Raw genomic sequence first — 20,565 nt, 5'->3', positions numbered from 1 at the left:
TCCCGGCTTTTTTGTTTCTAGCTTTATGCAGCTTCTTCGCGTTCAGGCAGAAGGGCTTCGCCCTTGTTTTCGCGGATCAGATTGATGAACCGGCGGAACAGATAGTGGCTGTCCTGTGGGCCGGGCGAAGCTTCTGGGTGGTGCTGCACGGAGAAGACAGGTTTACCAATAACGCGAAGGCCGCAATTGGTGCCATCAAAAAGCGACACATGGGTTTCTTCGACATGTTCAGGCAGGCTGTCGGAATCAACCGCAAAGCCATGGTTCATGGAGACGATTTCAACCTTGCCGGTGGTGTAATCCTTGACCGGATGGTTTGCGCCATGATGGCCCTGATGCATCTTTTCGGTCTTTGCACCGAGTGCCAAAGCAAGCATCTGGTGGCCGAGGCAGATACCGAAAACAGGTAATTCGCTATCAACCAGCTTCTGAATTGTTGGCACGGCATATGCACCTGTCGCAGCCGGATCGCCAGGACCGTTCGACAAGAAAATACCATCTGGGTTATAGGCCAGCACGTCTTCTGCCGTGGCCGTTGCAGGCAGGACGGTAACTTTTGCGCCGAGGCCTGAAAGCAGACGCAGAATGTTACGCTTCACGCCAAAATCAAGTGCGACAACGTGATATTGCGCATCGGTCTGTGCGCCAAAGCTATCTTCGAGGGTCCATGGGGTTTGGTCCCAAGTCTGGCTCTGGCCAATGGTGACATCTTTCGCAAGATCGAGATTTTCAAGACCGCTCCAGTTAGCAGCACGCGCTTTCAGGGCATCAATGTCGAACTTGCCTTCCGGGTCGTGCGCGATGACAGCGTTCTGCGCTCCCCGCTCGCGAATGAGAGAGGTGAGGGCGCGTGTATCGATACCCGTCAATGCTATAACGCCACGGTTCTTCAGCCATGCATCAAGGTGTTCTGAGGCGCGGAAATTGGACGGGTTTGTAATGTCTGCCTTGAAGATCGCGCCGACAGCACCGTGACGGTTGGCTGGTGTCAGGTCTTCAATGTCTTCTGGGTTTGCGCCGACATTGCCAATATGCGGGAAGGTAAAAGTGACGATCTGGCCTGCATAGGAAGGGTCGGTCAGGATTTCTTCATAGCCGGTGAGGGCAGTGTTGAAGACGACTTCCGCTTCAATTGCGCCGGTTGCGCCAACGCCCTGACCTTCGATGACGGTGCCGTCTGCCAGCACGAGAACGGCGGTTCGCTTGGCAATTGTCCAGGGTGCTGTCTTCGATGGGGCTTCGGTCATGGCGTGCACTCCTGCGTGGTTTCGCGCTGCCGTCTGGCGCGCGTTTGCGGTTTATCAGTCATGCGGCATGTATCCGAGTTTCAGCCACTCAAGGCTGAGCAACTTGAAAACCGGTGTTTTCGGGGCCATATATGCGCCAAAACGCAGCGGGGATTAAACTTCCCGCCGTGAGCACATGCCGATGTCCTGCTAAGCTTTGAGAAATAGAGAAACTTGTACGCCGGGTCAATCGCCTGAATGCAAGCTTTTCGGGAAATGTTGGATTTAAGCGTGTGATTGCTTATGCCCCCGCTTTTAGAATAGAAGCGGGTTTAATTGAACAGTTTACAGATTTTAGGAGAACCATATGCTGCGCCAAGAGATTTCTGATGCAATGACCGCCGCTATGAAGGCGCAGGATAAGCTTCGCTTGTCCACACTGCGTCTGATCATGGCTGCGGTCAAGGATCGCGATATTGCCAATCGCGGTGCGGGAAAAGATCCCGTTGGCGACGAAGAATTGCTTGGCATTTTGGGAAAGATGGTCAAGCAGCGCGAAGAGTCTGCTCGCATCTATGAAGAAGGCAATCGCATTGAATTGGCGGAAGGCGAGCGCGCTGAAATTGTCATTATCAGTGACTTTCTGCCGGTTCAGATGAGCGATGACGAAGCCAAAGCGGCTTGTGAAGCTGTCATTGCTGATATTGGCGCGAGCGGTTTGCGCGATATGGGCAAGGTCATGGCAGCGCTGAAAGAACGCTATGCCGGACAGATGGATTTCACGAAAGCAAGCGCTCTCGTGAAAACGCTCCTTCAGTAAACCGCTTGGGATGGCCCATGAGTGGGCCGTCCCTAACGTGACATGCGTAATGTATTTTGATTGCTGCGCATGATGTGTGTTTCGAGCATATTATATTGCCGGAAATATCTTCTTGAAGCATTCTGGTTGTTCACGGCTCTCAGAACAGTTGGTTTCTGTGATGTTGCACATATAAAAATGGGATGAACGGCCATGGAAACAAATCAACTTCATCGTGGTCGGCTCATCGACCATATTCAGCTTGTCGTACGCGACTTAAAGGCCAGTGAGGATTTCTATACGGCTGTTCTGGCTGTACTGGATATTCCCATCAATGCGACATCTGACGGTTACTTCTGGGCCGATGAACTTGTTGTCTCCTCGGCAGACAGTCCGGCGGCGCTTGGCGTCTTAACCGGGCGGCATCACTTGGCGTTTCAGGCAAAAGATCGCGCGACCGTGGATGCCTTTTATCGTGCCGCACTCGATAATGGTGGACAGGATAATGGTGCCCCCGGCGAGCGTCCTTATCATCCTGATTATTATGCGGCCTTTGTTCTTGATCCCGATGGCAATAATATTGAGGCCGTATTCCATGGCGAGGCACAGCGTAGCGCACCTTCAGTCGTGATCGATTTCTAGCGCAACCGCATCATTCATTGGTCAGGTAAAATTATGTTTTGTGCGTTCAGAAAGGCGGTAACCTTTCTGAACGTTTTTTATGAACTTTGCTTGATTGTTTTCAAGCGGGTGGTGCCGAGCAATCCTTGTTCTTCAAGGACTGGATAGGCCATTGATGCCAGCAGTGAATTGATCTGCTTAAGATCGCGGATTGTATCGAGATGGATCGTACTGGTCTCGATACTGCGTGTTGAACCATCGCGAAGGCGCGAGAAGTGGTGCATGCTCGTCTGTTTTTCCAGATCGCGTAGATTGTCCTTTTCCTGCACGAGCTGGCGTGCCGTGTGTCCGTCACGCGAAACAATCACGTTAAAGGCCATATGCGCATTGGCAAGCACCATGGCGTGGAAATGGCTTAGTTCCTTCCAGCCTTCCTCGGTAAATTCGAGATTGTGATCCATTTTTTTCTGCACATGCGCGAGCATGTTGCGAACGATGATATCGCCAACCTGTTCAAGTTTCACACAAGCGCCCATCAATTCCTGCATGCGCAGTGCTTCAAACTCATCGAGGTTTTTGCTGGCAAGCCTGGTTAGATAAAGCTTGATGGCGGCATGTTTCTTATCCACGCGGTCATCGAGTGCCGCGAGTTCGTGGATGCGCGCCTGATCGGGCTTTTCATAGAGGTCGATAATGCGGCGCAACATGACTTCAATCGTGTCGCAGACACCAACAACTTCACGCGTCGCATTCGCCAGTGCTTGTGACGGCCGGTCGAGGACGGCGTTATCCAGCGCACTATATTCTTCGACTTCAAGCGGTTGCGTTGGGGCATTTTTATCAGTGTTGAGATGCACCAATGCTTCCGTTGCACGCAGAACCAGTCCTGAGAGTGGAATGCCAGCGAGCATGATGATGACGTTGAAGAGAATATGCGCGTTGACCACCTGCGAGACGGGGTCGCCACCCAAGAAAGCAATCGAGGGTTTGAATGTCTCAAACAGGATGAGCATGACAAGTGAGCCTGCGCCACGCATCAACAGATTGCCGAGCGGCACGACACGCGTTTCTGGCGGTGCCTGACGGGTGAGAATTGGTGCGATGATCGACGAGCCGAGATTGACACCCAGCACCATAACCACGGCCAGTTCGGGTGTGATCAATCCACGCGAAGCAAATGTGGTGAGCAGAATGACGGCGGCAATGCTTGAGTGAAACAGCCATGTCATCAAGGCAGCCAGAAGATAAGCTGTAACCGGATCGCTTGAAAGATAATCGACGATGACTGGCAGGAGCTCGCTTTGGCGGAGCGGTTCAGTCGCATGACCTGTCATTTCCAGAGACATGATAAGCAGGCCGATACCGACCAGAATGCGCCCGATCTGTCGCCAGTCGCGGCGTTCCGTCGTCATAAAAATGACGGTGCCCGATACAAGGCAGAGCGGCACCAGAATAGTCAGATCATAGCTCAAAATTTTGACGACAAGTGCTGAGCCAAGCTCACCACCGCGCACAGCCATAAGGCCTGCGACGCCACCGACAATGCCTGATCCGACAAAGGAGCCGACCAGAAGCGTTACAGCCGTCGAGCTTTGCAGCGCGATTGCAAGCGCAAGACCAAAGGCGATGGAGAGCAGCGGGTTTTGCATCTGGTTGCGCAAACGACGGCGCAGACGATCACCATAGGCACGCTCCACACCCGTTCGCACCATGCGTGTCGCCCAAAGAAGGAGAGCAACAGCACCAGCAAGATGCAAAAGGACCAGAGAACCGTTCACGGGAACTCCTTTCAGTTTGGAGGCGGGGGAACAACTATTTCAGTTAAGTCTACGCAACAAAAAGAGAAAAAATATGTTCCGGCTAATCATATAATTAAGAGAATATGGGCCTGAAGTCCCTTAAAATCAAGCCGGGCTACTGACATGTGAAAGTTATATGACAGTTTTGTGACAAAACAGCATGTCCAAATGGCTGCTTGGAGCATGTGATTAACGGGGAGCGTTTGGCGCGGGCGATGGACTGCGTGTGCGCGCGAGCCTATATAGTCTTTAAACCGTAGAGTTTGCTGACCCGAAAGAGACACTTGTAATGCGTTTTCCGCCTTCATTCCTTGATGAGATCAGAGATCGCGTGCCGATCTCGACGCTGATCGGAACGCGCGTTTCTTTTGACCGTAAGAAAAGCAACACCTCGAAAGGTGACTTCTGGGGCTGTTGTCCGTTTCATGGCGAGAAGTCGCCAAGCTTCCACTGCGAAGATCGCAAGGGCCGTTACCATTGCTTTGGTTGCGGCGTTACCGGCGATCACTTCAAGTTTTTGACCGAACTGGAAGGTGCAAGCTTTCCTGAAGCCGTACAACGCGTTGCCGATATGGCAGGCGTGCCGATGCCTGAGCGCGATCCTGAAATGGAAAAGCGCGAGGCGCAACGTGCGACGCTATTCGATGTGATGGAACTTGCGGCGCAGTTTTTTGAAGGCCAGTTGCAGGTTGCAGCCGGTGCGAAAGCGCGTGCCTATTTGCGCGACCGTGGGCTTTCGAGTGCTACTCAACAAGCATTTCGCATTGGCTATGCGCCTGAATCACGCAATGCGTTGAAAGAGTTTTTGGCGTCTAAAGGCGTTGCAAAAGATCAGATTGAGGCCTGTGGTCTTGTAGTGCACGGCGAAGGCATTGCCGTTTCCTATGATCGCTTCCGCGACCGCATCATGTTTCCGATTGAGGATTTGCGCGGACGTATCATTGCCTTTGGTGGCCGTGCGCTTTCCGCCGATGCGCCTGCGAAATATCTGAACTCCCCAGAGACCGAACTCTTTCACAAAGGCCGCATCCTTTATAACGGTTTGCGCGCGCGAAAAGCTTGTCAGCCACAGGGCGGTGAAGAGGCAAAGCCAATCATCGCGGTTGAAGGCTACATGGATGTGATTGCGCTTGCGCAGGCTGGCATCCACCAGGCCGTCGCTCCACTGGGCACTGCATTGACCGAAGAGCAGCTTGAATTACTGTGGCGCATCAGCCCTGAGCCGATCCTGTGTTTTGATGGTGACGGTGCAGGTGTGCGTGCAGCGCATCGTGCGGCTGATCTTGGGCTTCCGACTTTGCAGCCGGGAAAGTCACTTCGCTTTGCAATGCTGCCGGAAGGACAAGACCCGGACGATCTGGTCAAGGCGGAAGGTCCGTCGGCGTTCTATGCTGTGTTGCGGGATGCAAAGCCGCTGGTCGATATGGTCTGGACGCGGGAAACGGCATCAGGTGTTTTTGATACGCCGGAGCGTCGTGCCGAGCTCGAAGCCCGGTTGCGCGAAATCACCAATCGTATCGCGAATGAGGACATTCGGCGTCATTATAGCCAGGAAATGCGTGACAGAGCGCAGGCATTTTTTGGCCAAAGGCGGCAGAGCAATGGTGGCAGTTCGTTCAATCGCGACAAAGGCAAGGGACGTGGGCCGCAGCAGCAAGGTCGTGGCGGCGCTGCCTTTGGTGGGCGTATGGCATTTTCAGACAGCCTGACGCGTTCGAACATGGTCAAAGGCCGCAATGCACCAGCGCGTGAAACGGCAATCGTTTTGATGTTGCTTAATCACCCACGTCTTATCGAAGAAGATTTCGAGGCGATGTCGACGCTCGATTTTGAACACGACGCTTTGAGGGTACTGCATTTCGCCATGCTTGATGTTTTGGCATCCGATCATGTTCAGGACGGCTTTGCCATGCGCAAGGCGCTGGTCGCAGCCGGTCATGGTGAACTGATTGAAACACTGGAAGCCATGGTCCGTCGTACACGCGAATGGACCGCGATGGCACAGGCCGCAGAAGATGATGTGCGCGAAGCTTTAAAACAGGCGCTTCACTTGCATCAGCGCGCGCGCACCCTACATAGGGAACTGCGCGCCGTCGAAGCATCGCTTGATACGGATGAAACAGGCGAAGTTTTTGCTCGGCTTATCGACATTCAAAAGCAGATTGCGCAGGCAGAGGCCACCGAAGCTCTTATTGATGGTTTCGGACTTTCGTCGGGACGTGCCCCCAGTGCTTCGTAATTCGAAACGGGCGAATCACTTTCGAACGCCAGAGTTTCGAGTTTGCATTTCAAACCTGCTGGGAATGCCGTTTATAGAAAGTATCATTGCGTAAAAGCCCAGAGAATGGGCCGCGACAATAAATGATTCGCTTTTTAGACCCGAATCAGGTGAGTCGCTCTTGACGTGCGGCACAAATGACGGAATCACGACAGTTCGAGCAAGGATTTAAAGAACTGATATTGATCAATATTCCCTGAGTGGATCTCTGAAATCATCCTGAGTGGGCAAGAATTAAAGAGCGGGCAGGGCCTTCAAGGCGACCAGTGTTCCCGGATCAACCCACAGGATTTTAGAACCAACAGGGCTCGTTAATAACCGCAGGGTTAATTCGGCATTAACGTGAAATCAGCTATTCGCAGAATCAACAGTTAAACGGCGCTCTCGCAAAACCGTTTGGCCACTCTATATATCTTAGAAGCGACTGGTGTCGCCTGGAGACGAGCAATATGGCAACGAAGGCTAAGGAAAACGAAGAAGCCGAAGTCGAGCGCGAAGGTGCGACCGACGGGCCGCTTCTCGACCTTTCTGACGATGCTGTCAAGAAGATGATCAAGGTTGCGAAGAAGCGCGGCTACGTCACAATGGACGAGCTGAACGCTGTGCTTCCTTCCGAAGAAGTGACATCTGAGCAGATCGAAGATACGATGGCTATGCTGTCGGATATGGGCATCAATGTTGTTGAAGACGATGAGCAGGAAGCTGATCGTGACGAAAACAGCAGTGATGACGAGCAGGAAGAAGGCGGCGAACTGGCTGAAACCAGTGGCACCGCCGTTGCTGCCACCACCACCAAGAAAGAGCCGACCGACCGCACCGACGATCCTGTCCGAATGTATCTGCGTGAAATGGGAACGGTTGAGCTTCTGTCGCGCGAAGGCGAAATTGCCATCGCAAAGCGCATTGAAGCGGGTCGTGAAACGATGATCGCTGGGCTTTGTGAAAGCCCGCTGACATTCCAGGCGATTATCATCTGGCGCGAACAGCTCAATGAATCCAACATTCTGCTGCGTGAAATCATCGATCTTGAAACCACTTATGCTGGCCCAGAAGCCAAGCAGGCGCCGATTGTTGAGCGCGTGGAAGAAGAAAAGCCACGTGACGACAAGGCTCCGCGCCGTTCGCGTGACGATGATGACATCACCAATGTAGGTGGTGACGTTTCTTCGGAAGAAGAGGAAGAAGACGAGGACGAAGCCAACCTGTCGCTGGCGGCTATGGAAGCCGAATTGCGCCCACAGGTTATGGAAACGCTCGATCTGATCGCCGATACTTACCGCAAGCTTCGCAAGTTGCAGGACCAACAGGTTGAAAGCCGCCTGCTTGCTTCGGCTGATCTGTCGTCGAGCCAGGAACGTCGTTACAAGGAACTGAAAGATCAGCTGATTAAAGCGGTTAAGTCGCTTTCGCTGAACCAGAATCGTATCGAGCAGCTCGTTGAACAGCTTTATGACATCAATAAGCGTCTCGTTCAGAACGAAGGCAAGTTGCTACGTCTGGCTGAATCCTTTGGTGTTCGTCGCGAGGAGTTCCTGAAAGAATATCAGGGCCATGAACTTGATCCGAACTGGGTAGAACGCGTCAGTGTTCTCTCGGCTCGTGGCTGGAAAGATTTCGCTGCAAAAGAAGAACGCGCGATTGATCGTCTGCGTTCTGAAATTCAGATGCTGGCCACTGAAACCGCGATTTCGATTGGTGAATTCCGCCGTATCGTCAATCAGGTTCAGAAGGGCGAACGCGAAGCAACCATCGCCAAGAAGGAAATGGTGGAAGCCAACCTTCGTCTCGTTATTTCGATTGCCAAGAAGTACACCAATCGTGGCCTTCAGTTCCTTGATCTTATTCAGGAAGGCAATATCGGTCTGATGAAGGCGGTTGATAAGTTTGAATATCGCCGTGGTTACAAGTTCTCGACCTATGCGACATGGTGGATCCGTCAGGCAATCACCCGCTCGATTGCTGATCAGGCGCGCACCATTCGTATTCCGGTGCACATGATTGAAACGATCAACAAGATCGTTCGTACATCGCGCCAGATGCTGCATGAAATTGGTCGTGAACCGACGCCGGAAGAATTGGCTGAAAAGCTGGCCATGCCGCTTGAAAAAGTGCGCAAAGTTCTGAAAATTGCCAAGGAGCCGATTTCGCTTGAAACGCCAGTGGGTGATGAAGAAGATTCACATCTTGGCGACTTCATCGAAGACAAGAATGCGCTGCTTCCAATCGATGCTGCCATTCAGGCCAATCTTCGTGACACGACCACCCGTGTTCTGGCATCGCTGACGCCACGTGAAGAACGCGTGCTGCGTATGCGTTTCGGTATTGGCATGAACACTGACCACACGCTTGAAGAAGTCGGTCAGCAGTTCTCGGTTACGCGTGAACGTATTCGTCAGATTGAAGCGAAAGCACTGCGCAAGCTCAAGCATCCGAGCCGTTCGCGCAAGCTGCGTTCGTTCCTCGACAGCTAAGACCTTTTCGCCCGATGCCAGACATGGTTTCGGGCGATTTTATGAGGACGCATTCCGCACAGTACGAAACGGCTTTCGGGATACGCGTCAAAACAAAGACTTAGAGCGCTGGTCTTATAGAGTCAGATCGAAACGCGCTCGAAAGAGAGGGAGCGTTATGTCTTTTTTGAAACGCCTTTTTGGCGGTGGTTCAGCAGAAGAAACGCCAGCAGCACCAAAAGAAGCCGGACGCCTTGAGCACAAAGACTTCCTGATTGTTGCAACGCCTTATAGTGAAGGCGGCCAGTATCAGGTGTGTGGTGTGATCTCCAAGACCATTGATGGCGAACTGAAAGAGCATCGATTTGTGCGTGCGGATCGTTGCCCGGGCATTGAAGATGCTGCAAGCATTTCGCTCAACAAGGGTCGCCAGATTATCGATGAGCAGGGTGAAACGATTTTTCGATAATCAGTTTTGCTAGTTTTGAAAAAAGCCGCGCATGAATAATGCGCGGTTTTATTTGTTATTAGTGCGGATGGCAGACGAAGCTGACCATCTTGCGGACCATTGGCAGGATAGCCAGCAGGACCGGGAACGCGATGGCCCATGAGAGCGCCCACGAAGTCATCCAGCTATAAGCGAGATCTGGATGCGTAAAGCCGAGGCTTTTTGCGGTTGCGATCAATGAGACAACGAATGTCATCATGATTGAAAGAATAAGCGGCATCACAACAGATGCATAACGCGCTGGCAGTTTTCTGCGGCGTGAACCGTTCAACTGAGACATGTGTATTCCTGAATATTATGCGGGGAACGCGCAACGAAACATCAAAGCGAATAGCCGTTCCCGGCAGAATTGATGCGTTGCTTAACGTAAGACGCTTACGATCATAAGGATGATGCGCGTTATGTATCGCAGCATGGCTTTTGTTTCAATAGCGAAGGGCGGCGATTTGCCCACGCTATTCAAGGCAAAACCGCTACGCACTTTTGCTGCAAATGCTCTATATGCAGCCCCATGGATAAGAAACCTTTCTGGCAGACCAAATCTCTTGAAGAACTCAACCGACAGGAATGGGAAAGCCTGTGCGATGGGTGTGGTCAATGCTGCCTGCATAAATTGCTCGATGACGATACCGAGGAAGTCTATTGGACGACGGTTGCCTGTACGCTGCTGGACAAGGATAGCTGCAAGTGCAGCGATTATCCCAACCGCCGCAAGACGGTGCCTGACTGCGTGTTTCTGACGCCTGAGATTGTTTATGAGGTTAATTGGCTGCCTGCGACCTGTGCATATCGTCTCGTTGCGGAAGGTGCTGATCTTTACTGGTGGCATCCGCTAGTGTCGGGCTCTCCGGACACGATCTACGAAGCAGGCGTCTCTATCCGCGGAAAAGTAACAGCCTTTGATCATGAGCTGGCCGATGAAGAAGAGTATATCCAGCACATGGTTCCGCTGGACTGAACCGCGTCTGCTGCACATTAATTAAGTTTAATATTGAAGTCTGTAAGCACCTGTTCACGCACGGAGTGTGAATAAGCCATTGCTTTATATGAATTATATTCGTCGTGTCGCGCGCGATTGTTTTGTGATGCTTATGAAACTGAACGCGATATGAACGGTGGCTTGGCTTTCCGTTCATCTTTCATGGACTACTTATTAAGCGTCTCAGGTGAGCATCACCTGATAAAAGTTTGAAAGGGTTTCAAGATGTCCGCAATTTCGTTCAAGTCGCTTGTTGTTACTGCTGCAATTGGTCTTGCTGCCGTCTTCTCAGCGGGTGCATCTGCAAATGCTGCATCGCCTTCTTCCGCTCCAGCGTTTAGCACGTCGGCGCATTCGCCTTTGATCAAGATTGATCATCGTGGCAATCGTCATCATGGCCGCCCCGCTTATCGTGGCCCTGCGTGCTCGGTTGAAAATGCCAAGATGAAAGCGCATCGTATGGGCATTCGTAGTGCTCGTGTTGCGTATCGTGGAAAGTCGGTTCAGGTGCGCGGCATCCGTCATGGTCGCCCAACCGGCGTTGTCTTTGCCAATGCACGCGGTTGCCCAATCATCCGCTAACGGTCGCCTAATATGAACAAAAGCCAGCCTGAATTTCAGGCTGGCTTTTTTGTTTGAAGACGGAAAAGAAGAGGAGGGCGCTAGTATGGCGAACCCGAAATTCGTATCACCTAGAAGCAGCTCTCGAAGCGAATTTCGGGTTCGAAGCCATACTAGTAAGCTTTTGAATCTAGTGTGGTCTACGGATTTGAAGTTCCTAAACGTGAATGCAACACCAATGATAGGAACTTCAAATCCACCACACTAGAGCGCCCTTTCTTTATTCTTTGATTTCGAAGACGACGTTGACCGAAACGTTGTAGCTGTTTTCGCCAGCTGCAACTGGAACTGAGTCTTCAGGCGCTGCTGCTGCCATCATCTTGGCCTGGCGTGCGATTGGCATCGGCATATATCCACGGCTCTGTTCGTTGATTTCAACGACGCGACCAAGGCCAACACCTGCGGCATCGGCAAGGGTCTTCGCCTTGGCAATAGCATCAGCGACGGCGCGCTTGCGTGCTTCGTTGATTGTCGATGCTGGATCGTCGTTTACAAAGGTCAGATCGCCGCCTTGATTGACGCCGAGCGTCACGGATTCATCGAGAACATTGCCAACCTTGGCCAGATCGCGCACGCGGACTGTCAGGCTGTTCGAAACGCTATAGCCGCTGATCTTTGGCTCTTTCAGGCCATTCTTGTCGTCTGGGTAAACATAACGTGGCTGAATATTGATGCCGCTTGTCTGGAGATCACGCTCTTCAACACCAGCCATTTTCATCGCATCGAGAACTTTGGCCATCGCTTCATTGTTTGCGGTCATTGCTTCGCGTGCAGTTTCTGCATCACGTAAAACAGTGAGGTTCAGAATAGCCATGTCTGGTGCAGAGTTCATCTTGCCTTCGCCGGTAACGGCGATGCGTGCGGGCTGCTTCGTCATCTGATTCTCCTGCGCTTTGGCTGGCAGTGCAAGTATGCCTGCAAGCATGATTGCCGAAATGGAGGTGGCAAGAAGAGTAGTAGCGCGGTTTTTCATGAGATCTCCTGTAGAGAATGTTGAGGCAGCTTTTACAAAGCATTCTTTGCTATAGTGCTATTTCTGCTTTGTTGCTCGTGTATTTAAGTTTCCTCTAAAGCAAAACGCCACATTATCTGATCTGAAATGCAGTTGAATTGCAATCAACTGTTTCAAATGAGATCAATTGTGACTTGAGTTGCATGAATGGCAATCGAATATGTGCGTATTAGGGCAACTTGTGTAATTGACAGCTTGTGTCCCATGTTTCTTTAAGGTAGTTGCAGTGTTGTGTGGGCCTGTAGCTCAATTGGTCAGAGCCGGCGGCTCATAACCGCTTGGTTGGGGGTTCGAGTCCCTCCGGGCCCACCAATGACTTTTTTATCCAATAAAATCAATGACTTAGCAGGCAAATGTGGGTCCCGCTCGCGGAATTTGTTGGCGTATTTGTTGGCATCAAATCGGTGGTTTTGAGTGATGCCAACAAAGCTCCAGTTTCTCTAAGCGATTCAATTCATTAAAGAATCTGTTGTGAAACTAAAATTAAGAGTCCCACCCGTTGTGGGTTCGAGTCCTTCCTACCCAGGGCAGCGCCGAAAATTGTTGGCACCGGCCGCGCACCCCAAGTGATGGTTGAACGACAGATATTCAACGATTAGTTGAATAGGCTACTTGTGGTGTAGTAGAATCGAATCGACATCTTTTCTGGTAATCACTCACATGCCCATCAAGCACATCGTCTCCTTCAGTGGCGGCGCCGCTTCATTTGTTGCCGCGCACTTGGCCGTAGAAAAATACGGCAGAGAAAACGTTCTCCTGGTGTTTTGCGACACGCTAATTGAAGACCCGGATCTCTATCGTTTTATCGAAGAGGGTTCACGCGCACTTGGGTGCGAACTTCTTAGGCTGGCGGATGGCCGTGATCCGTGGGAGGTCTTCCGAGACGTTCGGTATCAGGGCAACACGCGAACGGCCCACTGTACGGTCGAGCTAAAAGGTAAGACCTTCGCTCGGTGGTTAGCAGCAACCTATCAGCCGAGTGAGTGCGTATTGCATTTCGGTTTTGATTGGTACGAGGAGCACCGTCTCAAGGAAGCGAGGAAAAATTGGGACCCGTATCTGTGCGAAGCATTGCTTGGCGCGCCGCCGTATTTGAGCAAGGCCCAAGTCCACCAGATTATCGACGACTATGACATCGAACTTCCGAGGCTCTACGGAATGGGGTTCGTCCATAACAACTGCGGAGGGTTCTGTGTGAAGGCGGGGCAGTCCCACTTCGCCAACCTGCTAGAAAAATTGCCGGAGGTCTACACTCGCCACGAAAAGGAACAGGAACGGCTAATGGAGGCTGTACCCACGGTCAGGCCATTCCTGCGGATCGTCCGCAACAAAGTCACCCATTACCTCACCCTTAAACAGTATCGCGAGCATCTGGAGCGCGGCGGCGAATTCGATCCGTCGGAGATAGGCGGCTGTGGCTGCTTTTCGGACGCCAGTTGTTCTGTCCAGAGTATCATAGCAACAGATAGGCCACCGGAGTGGGAGAGTGACTGGGATACCTGGCGAGCGTTCATTTTGAGCTGATCGTCCACAGAAGTCCCATAGCAGCCCAAAATGTGTTGGCATCAGCGTTGGCATCACCCGACCTTTCTACCTAGAAAATCTAGTTAAATCAATTAGTTAAAGCCCGTGTTCATGTTCCTCCGAGCCCACCATTTTCTCTTAAACAAATTTACCAAATATCCTGCGATAAACCTTTGTGCTTTAGCCGCATCGCCTATGGAATTTGCGCGTTCAACAAGTTTTTAGGAGTTTGTTAAAGAAATAGTAACGTAATGAAACAATTTTTCATGTCACGTGAATTTAATTTAGGAGGTCTCAGGCAATGACTAGAAAAACAACCGCTGTTGCGTTGGCGCTTGCAGGGTTGGTGGCGAGTTCTCTCGCGGCTTCGGCTAAGACAAGCCATATCGGCGAATTCAGGGATTGGGGTGTCTATCAGAACACGCAATTGCCCGGAAACAAATGCTACGCATTGACTGTGCCGTCGAGCTTCCTTCCGGCAGGAGTGCAGCATGGTGACAATTTCATAATTATTTCCAAGTCTGGCGGAAGCTATAGCCCGCAGCTTGTTATGGGCTATCAATTGAAAGCAGATAGCCGCGTCAACGTTATGGTTGACGGCGCGCAATTCCCCTTCTTTAGCGAAGGCAACCGCGCATGGGCACAGAATGTTGGTGATGAGGCTCGTATTTTAAGTGCTATGCGGTCGGGCAAATCGGTCAATGTCCAAGCCACTTCTGCACGCGGTACGCAGACCCGTTACACTTTCTCACTGATGGGATTGTCTGCTTCGCTTCAGCGCGTTGATCGCTGCTAAGCGCATATAAAAAATGAAGCCCTGCCAAAGGCGGGGCTTCATTGTTAAATAGGTACTACGGCTTCTAAGAAAGCCATTGCTGGTGCTTGTACCAGTCATCAATATCAGACTTCGCACGATCCTTGGCGATGCCGTAGCGCTCCTGAATCTTGCCTTCCAGCTGCTCACGGCGACCATTAATCTGATCAAGGTCATCATCAGTGAGTTTGCCCCACTGTTCCTTGACCTTGCCTTTAGCCTGCTTCCAATTGCCTTCTACGCGATTCCAGTCCATTGGATTTCCTCCGTTCTGGTTTGTTGTACTAAGACAATGCTCTAGCAGGCGATTGGTTCAGATTTTTCTCCGCGAGAAAATGCGAATGTCATTCTAGGCCAATCAAATTCCTAGGAATTTGAACGGCTTAGCATCCTTAAATTCAGTGTTCACGACACCAGAAAAAATATTTTTCTGATCTGGTCCGAGATCAAGCTTCTGGACTTTTCCCTTGTCAGCCGAAAAATCAATAGTCTTTAGATCCACCCAGAAAACGTTTGGCGTGAGTGCAGATTCAAAGAAATAAAGCTTTTCTTTTTGGTCAGACACGGTGCGCCAGCGCGTTGAGGAAATATTCGGTTCATCTGGAGTTGTAATGCCAAAAGGAACAGAAGCGTTGCGGATGACGCCAAACACGCTGGCGATGGCTTCAACAGGATCTTCTGATTTTGGAATGGCGTTGATGTAAAAGGCAGCACGCGTGAAACGGTCTGAAGCGCGGTTTGTACCTGGAAGCATCACCGTCCCGCCGATTTGCTCCCAGTAGGAATGCAGCGCAAGCTGCTGCTCAAACGTCGGGGAGTTGGTCATCACCTGATAGGTCGGGCTGTGATGGATGACCTGCTTGCCATCGATATATTCAACAATTGCGCTGTCGCCGCTGGCGTCAGAAATCGAAAGATGCAGCGTTGCCAAGCGGCTTTCGCCCGGCACGGCATCCGTTACAATTGTGAATGGGTTTTTGCTAAGCTCTTGTACGGCTTCATCAACTGTTGCGAAATTATCCAGCACATATTGTGCCCATGCTGCGATTGAAAGGCCAGGGCCTGTACCATCGAATTTTGGATATTCGGATTCGACCAGCCAGAGAACGTTTGCAACAAGCCCTGCTTCGTTCATGCCGTCAGTTGTCGAGATATCGTAGCCAGAAGCGATGACGCTGCCATATTTGGAGGTCCACTTGATGGAATCTGGACCTGTTTCGCCGGTGCGGGCCATACCGCGTGGGAAAATCCAAAGATTTGTGCCGACGTCAACCTTCCAGTCCATCGAGCGAGCGGTGATCACGTGATCATTCGCGCCGAGGTAAACCACGCGTGTGCAGGCCTCGACAACAGGTGCTGCAAACATACTGACAGCGACGAGCGCGCTGGTGCAAGCTGCGGCAAAGGACTTCTTCAAAATAGTCATAGTTACCCCCTTGGTGATGCAGTTAACTTACTATGCGTTATCAATGTTAAATCTGTAAGTCGTCGCTTATGCGAAATACGACATGCAGATACTTATCTCTCTCCACCGTAACCGCGGCGTTTCCATTCAGCGAGAGGCATAATATCGGGTAGTCCTCCGCCTGGCTCAAACCATGAATCTACAGCCCATTTCAGGCCTTCATTGTCTTGCATGACAGCGGTCCAGTGTGGGTAGCGCCCATCAAAAAAACTGCCGCGTGTCGTTTTGCGCGTAGGCTGATGATATTTCAGCCGGCCTTGAGAATGAAGGTAGCGTATAAAATTATCCGTATTGGTGGATTCATCCACACAATCCATCTGACCTTTGATGCGTGCTTTACCAAATTGCATACGAGGCTTGTCCCGTACACCAATTGTAGCAGTGCTGCGTTCTTCAAAGATTGCAATGGCCTTGCGCAGTGCTTCGCGCTCAAGAGCTGGAGACTTGGAACCTTTATGCAGCAAGTCCCGAATGCGACTCAAATCCTTTGCACTTAAAATGACTTTCGTTTGATAGTAGCAGTCGTAGCCGTGACATACTCGAAAAGTTGCCGCTGAAGACTGCGACGGCGCCATGCACAAAACGGCTGCCGCTACAGCTACGAGGGATGGTCCTATTAGGCCGTTTCTTTTCATGAGCTTGATGATGGTGGCCTATCCGATTTTATGGTTGGTAAAAAGAAGAGATGGCTCAATCCGCTCAATCCCTTGATAAGGATTTGCATGAATTGCCAGGATCCAGAGACAAAAAGAGGCCGTGGTTGAGTAGATTATCAGCGCCTTTATGCCTGCCACTACTCTGTCTGCATGGGTGGTTGCTATAGTAATAGCGGTCAGAATTGTTAAGAATAATAGCAAATACCATTTATACATATCAATAGACGCTGATCCTACTGATAGGCGGGTATTACGTGCATCCTGCAATTCATCGAAATCATGGACGATCTGGGAAATAATTGGCGAGGGTATATCAGTCCTCGCAAGACTAACGATTTCACGGCGGATATTTTGCAGTGCGATCTCCACCTGTGGCGCTGGCTCGATATTGTTATTTTTAAGCCATTCATCTTTCACAACAGCTTCGCGATATTCAATAAGAGCGTTTCGTAATGCAGCCTCGTTCAAAATATCAGGACTTGAGGTGCCAATAAGCCTCGAAATTGATGACCTTTCTTCGCTCGTTGCCTGATCAGCTTTTGAATTTGCAGCCCATATATCTGCTGCAACGAACCCTAAAGAAAGCGCCCATGCAGTCGCGATTGTACCAATAAAGGCGCCAATTGGTATGGAGAGGATGTCATGGCTTGCATGTTTGAAAAGAATGAAAAGCGCCGCTCGCCCAATCAGGAAAACGCCTACGCCCAATATAACAAAGACAAAAAAAGATGCGTAAACTGGAAGCTCAAAGATCAACGACATTCATTCTCCAGTGCATTGGGCGCTTTGATATAGATCATGCATTAATGCATATTTCTTAAAAATGGGTCCCATTATTCAAGTTGAAGTGAGAACGAAAAATGTTGCAACTATGAATTTTCAATTATGCTTATTTTAATAAGAAAAAGCCGCCAATGGTGTGAGGCGGCTTAATTCTTTGCAATTTCAACCCGTGGTGTTCTTAAAATTGAACTGACCAGCCGACAACCGGGCCGTGCTGCGTTACGTCATACTTGAACTTTTCGCGGCTGTCGTCGTCGTGATAATCTTGATAAAGCGCGCGATAGCCTACACGCCAAATTGTTGGAAGATTGAATACTCTCGTACGATAGCCGAGATAGATCTGGCCATTTGCACTTAACTTCGTTCCAGCTCCAAATCCGCCGATGTCAGCTTCGGCAGATATGTTCCAGCGTTCACCGATGTCATACAATACACGCGTACCGATGAAGGGATCTGTCCAGTTTGCCTGCCGGCTTTCAGTAAATGGATCGACATTCAATTTTGCTTTGATTTGAGTCCAGCGGATGCCCGCTGTCGGCTCAATCGCAAATACACGCTGACGACCGTAATAGGTCAGACCATCAAGATCATGTTGATAAATTCGGTAGAAAACACCGCCAGTCAAAGTAGTCGAAGTGATGTCGAGGCCGAGCTGCCTGTCAAGAACATCCTCTTTCTGACTGGTCTTTGTGTATTGGCCGTCAAAATAAGCGCCGTAAGTTCCGTTCGTAATTTCGATATTGCCCATGAAGCTCATATCGAGATTATTGAGTATGTCTTTGAAGGGCACGTCAACACTGGTCGAGCGGCCCATTAAACCGGCATTGCCAGTCAATGAAGCGCCCCAGACATAAGGGCTAAAAATCACCCTCCAACGTTGTTGATCTTGAAACTCTGACTGAGCAGGCGCAGGCGCGATTACGTCTGCGGCAAGAGCAGAAGCTGTTGGTGCTATAAAAAAGGTACTCATGAAAGCAATATTACGCACAGTCTTACCCGCAAAATTCCTGCTATATATGCTTGAATTTAGCTTCATCACGGATCAATCCCCTTGGAGCGTAATTTAGAAAAAATGAAAGTATAACCTCAAAAGGTCTATTCGTATCAATATGTTAATCATGCCCAGAAATAAACCAAAAAATTGAATTTTGAACGGTTTTACCCCGCCTGTATCATTGAAGCTTAGAGGGGGTCTGATGATAGTCGGGAAGCGAAGGTGAGGCCGTCCCGTCTACATTCATGGAACGTCGTCATAACCCGGAATACCGCCTTCGTTTTCCAAGCTGGCAATTCGTTTTGCTTCAGAACGGTTGAATTTTAACCTCACGCCGAGGCCGCCACCGTTTTCCCAGATAAATTGAGCGCCGACCCTTTCAAGCGTATCCTGTAAAGCCTGTTTTTGCTCCGTGGTCGGTGTACCGATCTTACGCTCAAAGTGCTCGATGACAGTAGCGTCAATGCCCGAGAGTTGTGCAAGTCGATCGCGGGAGAATTCTACGAGCGCTCGAGCAGCGCGGCATTGAGGGCCTGTAAGCATATTATTCTCCGGTTCAATCATGTCTTATAGTTTTTGCATGCTGTAACGAGCTTATGATCAAACACGATAATTGCCACATATTTTTTGCGTAAGGTGGCAGAGAGCATGACTGATCACGTAATCTTGAGTTTTGCGTTTTTTCGTGAACACAATTTTGCCATTGTTTTTCTTGTTCGCGGCAGTGGGGCTTCTTACATAACATAAGCCCCGCAGGAGTAGCGCCGTTTATCTGGAGAATTTTCAGATCGATAGTTCGGCCTGCCTCACAGACACAATAATTATACGGTTTGCGATGACCACTTATAAATACTTCATTTGGCCTGCGATTTTCACGGTCATTGGCCTTCTGGGTGCGCTCTGGCTCGGATATTCGACGACCGGCACGATCGGCGGCATGATTTCCGTTTTCATCATCTGTGCGGTGTTGAGTGTTCTCGAAATTTCGCTTTCGTTTGATAATGCTATCGTTAATGCACGCATCCTGCGCGATATGACACCTGAATGGCAGCATCGGTTTCTAACATGGGGCATCATAATCGCCGTTTTCGGTATGCGGATTATCTTTCCGCTTGCGATTGTTGCGGTAGCCATGTGGACTGATCCGATTTCAGCGCTCAAACTCGCGATCTGGCAGCCGGATGAATATGCGCGGGTGATTGCGGAATCTCACACAGGTATTGCGGCCTTCGGCGGCACATTCCTGCTGATGGTCGGCATGAAATACTTCTTCGATGTCGAAAAAGACGTGCATTGGGTCAAAGTCATCGAAAGCCAAATGTCGAAGTTTGCATCTGTTCAGGGCATCGAGATCGGCGTTGCAATTGCGCTGATCCTGTTTTTCTCATACCAGCTTGATGCAGAGCATTCGCACACGTTCCTCGTAGCTGCACTGTTTGGTCTTCTGACCTTCCTAGCCGTTGAGGGCTTGGGTGCGGTTCTCGATGCGTCGCAGGAACAGGTTGATATGGTGCATCGCGGGGGCTTAGGCGCCTTTATCTATCTGGAAGTGCTGGATGCCAGCTTCTCGTTTGATGGCGTGATTGGTGCCTTTGCGCTGACGACGAACCTGTTCGTGATTGCAATTGGTCTTGGTATCGGTGCGTTCTATGTCCGGTCGCTGACCATTATGCTGGTTGAGAAGAAGACGCTTGGTCAGTATCGCTATCTCGAACATGGCGCATTCTATGCAATTCTGGTGCTTGCTGTGATCATGTATGTGCAGACGCTTTTCCATATTCCGGAAGTTATCACGGGCCTGATTGGTGCTGTGTTGATCGGTCTCTCCCTCTATTCATCTATTCGCTATAACAAGCGGAATCCTGATTGGCAGAATGAAGCCGATGAAGCGGCGTTGCATTAAGGCGCACTGCTTAATAGTGAGAAAGGCGGCTGTGGCCGCCTTTTTTGTTGACCGAATCAAAAGAGTTGGCAAGCGTTGACCTGCTCGCGACAAGGCCCGTCGGAGCGTATCTTCATATGCCGTAAGTTTGGAA

General features: G+C 50.5%; 20 protein-coding genes and 1 tRNA gene. 11 read left to right on the top strand and 10 right to left on the bottom strand.

Annotation, left to right across the window (positions count from 1 at the left end):
• Window positions 1-23: 23 nt before the first annotated feature.
• Window positions 24-1,247, bottom strand: coding sequence for a glutamine-hydrolyzing carbamoyl-phosphate synthase small subunit (gene carA, locus ACOZHT_RS13630; RefSeq protein ID WP_339511595.1), 1,224 nt, complete (start codon window positions 1,245-1,247; stop codon window positions 24-26).
• A 346-nt stretch (window positions 1,248-1,593) separates the two neighbouring features.
• Here carA and ACOZHT_RS13625 point away from each other — a divergent pair, with 346 nt between their 5' ends.
• Together ACOZHT_RS13625 and ACOZHT_RS13620 are read left to right on the top strand one after the other, a co-directional pair.
• Window positions 1,594-2,046: a GatB/YqeY domain-containing protein gene (locus tag ACOZHT_RS13625; RefSeq protein ID WP_339511597.1), complete on the top strand. Its 453-nt coding sequence runs from the start codon at window positions 1,594-1,596 to the stop codon at window positions 2,044-2,046.
• 192 nt (window positions 2,047-2,238) lie between these two features.
• Window positions 2,239-2,667, top strand: a complete 429-nt coding sequence (locus tag ACOZHT_RS13620; protein ID WP_339511599.1) for a VOC family protein — start codon at window positions 2,239-2,241, stop codon at window positions 2,665-2,667.
• Between the two features lie 77 nt (window positions 2,668-2,744).
• Here ACOZHT_RS13620 and ACOZHT_RS13615 read toward each other — a convergent pair whose 3' ends face one another.
• Entirely contained in the window at window positions 2,745-4,424 is a 1,680-nt protein-coding gene (locus ACOZHT_RS13615; RefSeq protein ID WP_339511601.1) for a Na/Pi cotransporter family protein, read from the bottom strand.
• Window positions 4,425-4,734: 310 nt separating this feature from the next.
• Between ACOZHT_RS13615 and dnaG the strand changes: the two genes are divergently transcribed.
• From dnaG to ACOZHT_RS13600, 3 genes are all read left to right on the top strand, one after another.
• Window positions 4,735-6,684 carry a DNA primase gene (gene dnaG, locus ACOZHT_RS13610; protein ID WP_339511603.1) on the top strand — a complete coding sequence of 650 codons (1,950 nt, stop codon included), beginning with the start codon at window positions 4,735-4,737 and terminating at the stop codon, window positions 6,682-6,684.
• A gap of 488 nt (window positions 6,685-7,172) precedes the next feature.
• Window positions 7,173-9,194, top strand: a complete 2,022-nt coding sequence (rpoD, locus tag ACOZHT_RS13605) for an RNA polymerase sigma factor RpoD (protein ID WP_339511605.1) — start codon at window positions 7,173-7,175, stop codon at window positions 9,192-9,194.
• 157 nt (window positions 9,195-9,351) lie between these two features.
• Window positions 9,352-9,642 carry an HlyU family transcriptional regulator gene (locus ACOZHT_RS13600; RefSeq protein WP_339511607.1) on the top strand — a complete coding sequence of 97 codons (291 nt, stop codon included), beginning with the start codon at window positions 9,352-9,354 and terminating at the stop codon, window positions 9,640-9,642.
• Window positions 9,643-9,700: 58 nt separating this feature from the next.
• Here ACOZHT_RS13600 and ACOZHT_RS13595 read toward each other — a convergent pair whose 3' ends face one another.
• Entirely contained in the window at window positions 9,701-9,961 is a 261-nt protein-coding gene (locus ACOZHT_RS13595) for a DUF2798 domain-containing protein (RefSeq protein WP_250038813.1), read from the bottom strand.
• A 231-nt stretch (window positions 9,962-10,192) separates the two neighbouring features.
• On the opposite strand from ACOZHT_RS13595, the gene ACOZHT_RS13590 reads away from it, so the two are divergent.
• Both ACOZHT_RS13590 and ACOZHT_RS13585 read left to right on the top strand, forming a co-directional pair.
• Window positions 10,193-10,639, top strand: a complete 447-nt coding sequence (locus ACOZHT_RS13590; protein ID WP_339511610.1) for a YcgN family cysteine cluster protein — start codon at window positions 10,193-10,195, stop codon at window positions 10,637-10,639.
• Window positions 10,640-10,885: 246 nt separating this feature from the next.
• Window positions 10,886-11,242, top strand: a complete 357-nt coding sequence (locus tag ACOZHT_RS13585; protein ID WP_339511612.1) for an antifreeze protein — start codon at window positions 10,886-10,888, stop codon at window positions 11,240-11,242.
• 259 nt (window positions 11,243-11,501) lie between these two features.
• Here the strand turns inward: ACOZHT_RS13585 and ACOZHT_RS13580 are convergent, their stop codons facing one another.
• Window positions 11,502-12,254, bottom strand: a complete 753-nt coding sequence (locus ACOZHT_RS13580) for an SIMPL domain-containing protein (protein ID WP_339511614.1) — start codon at window positions 12,252-12,254, stop codon at window positions 11,502-11,504.
• Between the two features lie 274 nt (window positions 12,255-12,528).
• Here ACOZHT_RS13580 and ACOZHT_RS13575 point away from each other — a divergent pair.
• The 3 genes from ACOZHT_RS13575 to ACOZHT_RS13565 all read left to right on the top strand — a co-directional run bounded on the left by ACOZHT_RS13575 (window position 12,529) and on the right by ACOZHT_RS13565 (window position 14,613).
• Window positions 12,529-12,605 (top strand) — tRNA-Ile (locus ACOZHT_RS13575).
• 348 nt (window positions 12,606-12,953) lie between these two features.
• Window positions 12,954-13,817, top strand: a complete 864-nt coding sequence (locus ACOZHT_RS13570) for a phosphoadenosine phosphosulfate reductase family protein (protein ID WP_421565826.1) — start codon at window positions 12,954-12,956, stop codon at window positions 13,815-13,817.
• Window positions 13,818-14,118: 301 nt separating this feature from the next.
• On the top strand, window positions 14,119-14,613 hold the full coding sequence (locus ACOZHT_RS13565; protein ID WP_339511618.1) for an invasion associated locus B family protein: 495 nt from the start codon (window positions 14,119-14,121) through the stop codon (window positions 14,611-14,613).
• Between the two features lie 64 nt (window positions 14,614-14,677).
• Here the strand turns inward: ACOZHT_RS13565 and ACOZHT_RS13560 are convergent, their stop codons facing one another.
• The 6 genes from ACOZHT_RS13560 to ACOZHT_RS13535 all read right to left on the bottom strand — a co-directional run bounded on the left by ACOZHT_RS13560 (window position 14,678) and on the right by ACOZHT_RS13535 (window position 19,072).
• A complete protein-coding gene (locus ACOZHT_RS13560; RefSeq protein ID WP_339511619.1) occupies window positions 14,678-14,887 on the bottom strand; it encodes a CsbD family protein in 210 nt (69 codons plus the stop codon).
• A gap of 102 nt (window positions 14,888-14,989) precedes the next feature.
• On the bottom strand, window positions 14,990-16,057 hold the full coding sequence (locus ACOZHT_RS13555) for a linear amide C-N hydrolase (RefSeq protein WP_339511621.1): 1,068 nt from the start codon (window positions 16,055-16,057) through the stop codon (window positions 14,990-14,992).
• A 92-nt stretch (window positions 16,058-16,149) separates the two neighbouring features.
• On the bottom strand, window positions 16,150-16,671 hold the full coding sequence (locus ACOZHT_RS13550; protein ID WP_339511623.1) for a hypothetical protein: 522 nt from the start codon (window positions 16,669-16,671) through the stop codon (window positions 16,150-16,152).
• Window positions 16,672-16,749: 78 nt separating this feature from the next.
• Window positions 16,750-17,514, bottom strand: a complete 765-nt coding sequence (locus tag ACOZHT_RS13545) for a hypothetical protein (protein ID WP_339511625.1) — start codon at window positions 17,512-17,514, stop codon at window positions 16,750-16,752.
• Window positions 17,515-17,713: 199 nt separating this feature from the next.
• Window positions 17,714-18,574 carry a hypothetical protein gene (locus ACOZHT_RS13540; RefSeq protein ID WP_421565825.1) on the bottom strand — a complete coding sequence of 287 codons (861 nt, stop codon included), beginning with the start codon at window positions 18,572-18,574 and terminating at the stop codon, window positions 17,714-17,716.
• A 198-nt stretch (window positions 18,575-18,772) separates the two neighbouring features.
• Window positions 18,773-19,072: an XRE family transcriptional regulator gene (locus ACOZHT_RS13535; RefSeq protein ID WP_339511627.1), complete on the bottom strand. Its 300-nt coding sequence runs from the start codon at window positions 19,070-19,072 to the stop codon at window positions 18,773-18,775.
• 292 nt (window positions 19,073-19,364) lie between these two features.
• On the opposite strand from ACOZHT_RS13535, the gene ACOZHT_RS13530 reads away from it, so the two are divergent.
• The gene (locus tag ACOZHT_RS13530; RefSeq protein WP_339511629.1) at window positions 19,365-20,432 is read left to right on the top strand and encodes a DUF475 domain-containing protein; all 1,068 of its coding nucleotides are present in this window, start codon (window positions 19,365-19,367) and stop codon (window positions 20,430-20,432) included.
• Window positions 20,433-20,565: the final 133 nt, after the last annotated feature.

The sequence above is a fragment of the Ochrobactrum sp. EDr1-4 genome, assembly GCF_049199085.1.
GTDB lineage: Bacteria > Pseudomonadota > Alphaproteobacteria > Rhizobiales > Rhizobiaceae > Brucella.
This window is presented reverse-complemented; position numbering and strand designations above follow the sequence as displayed.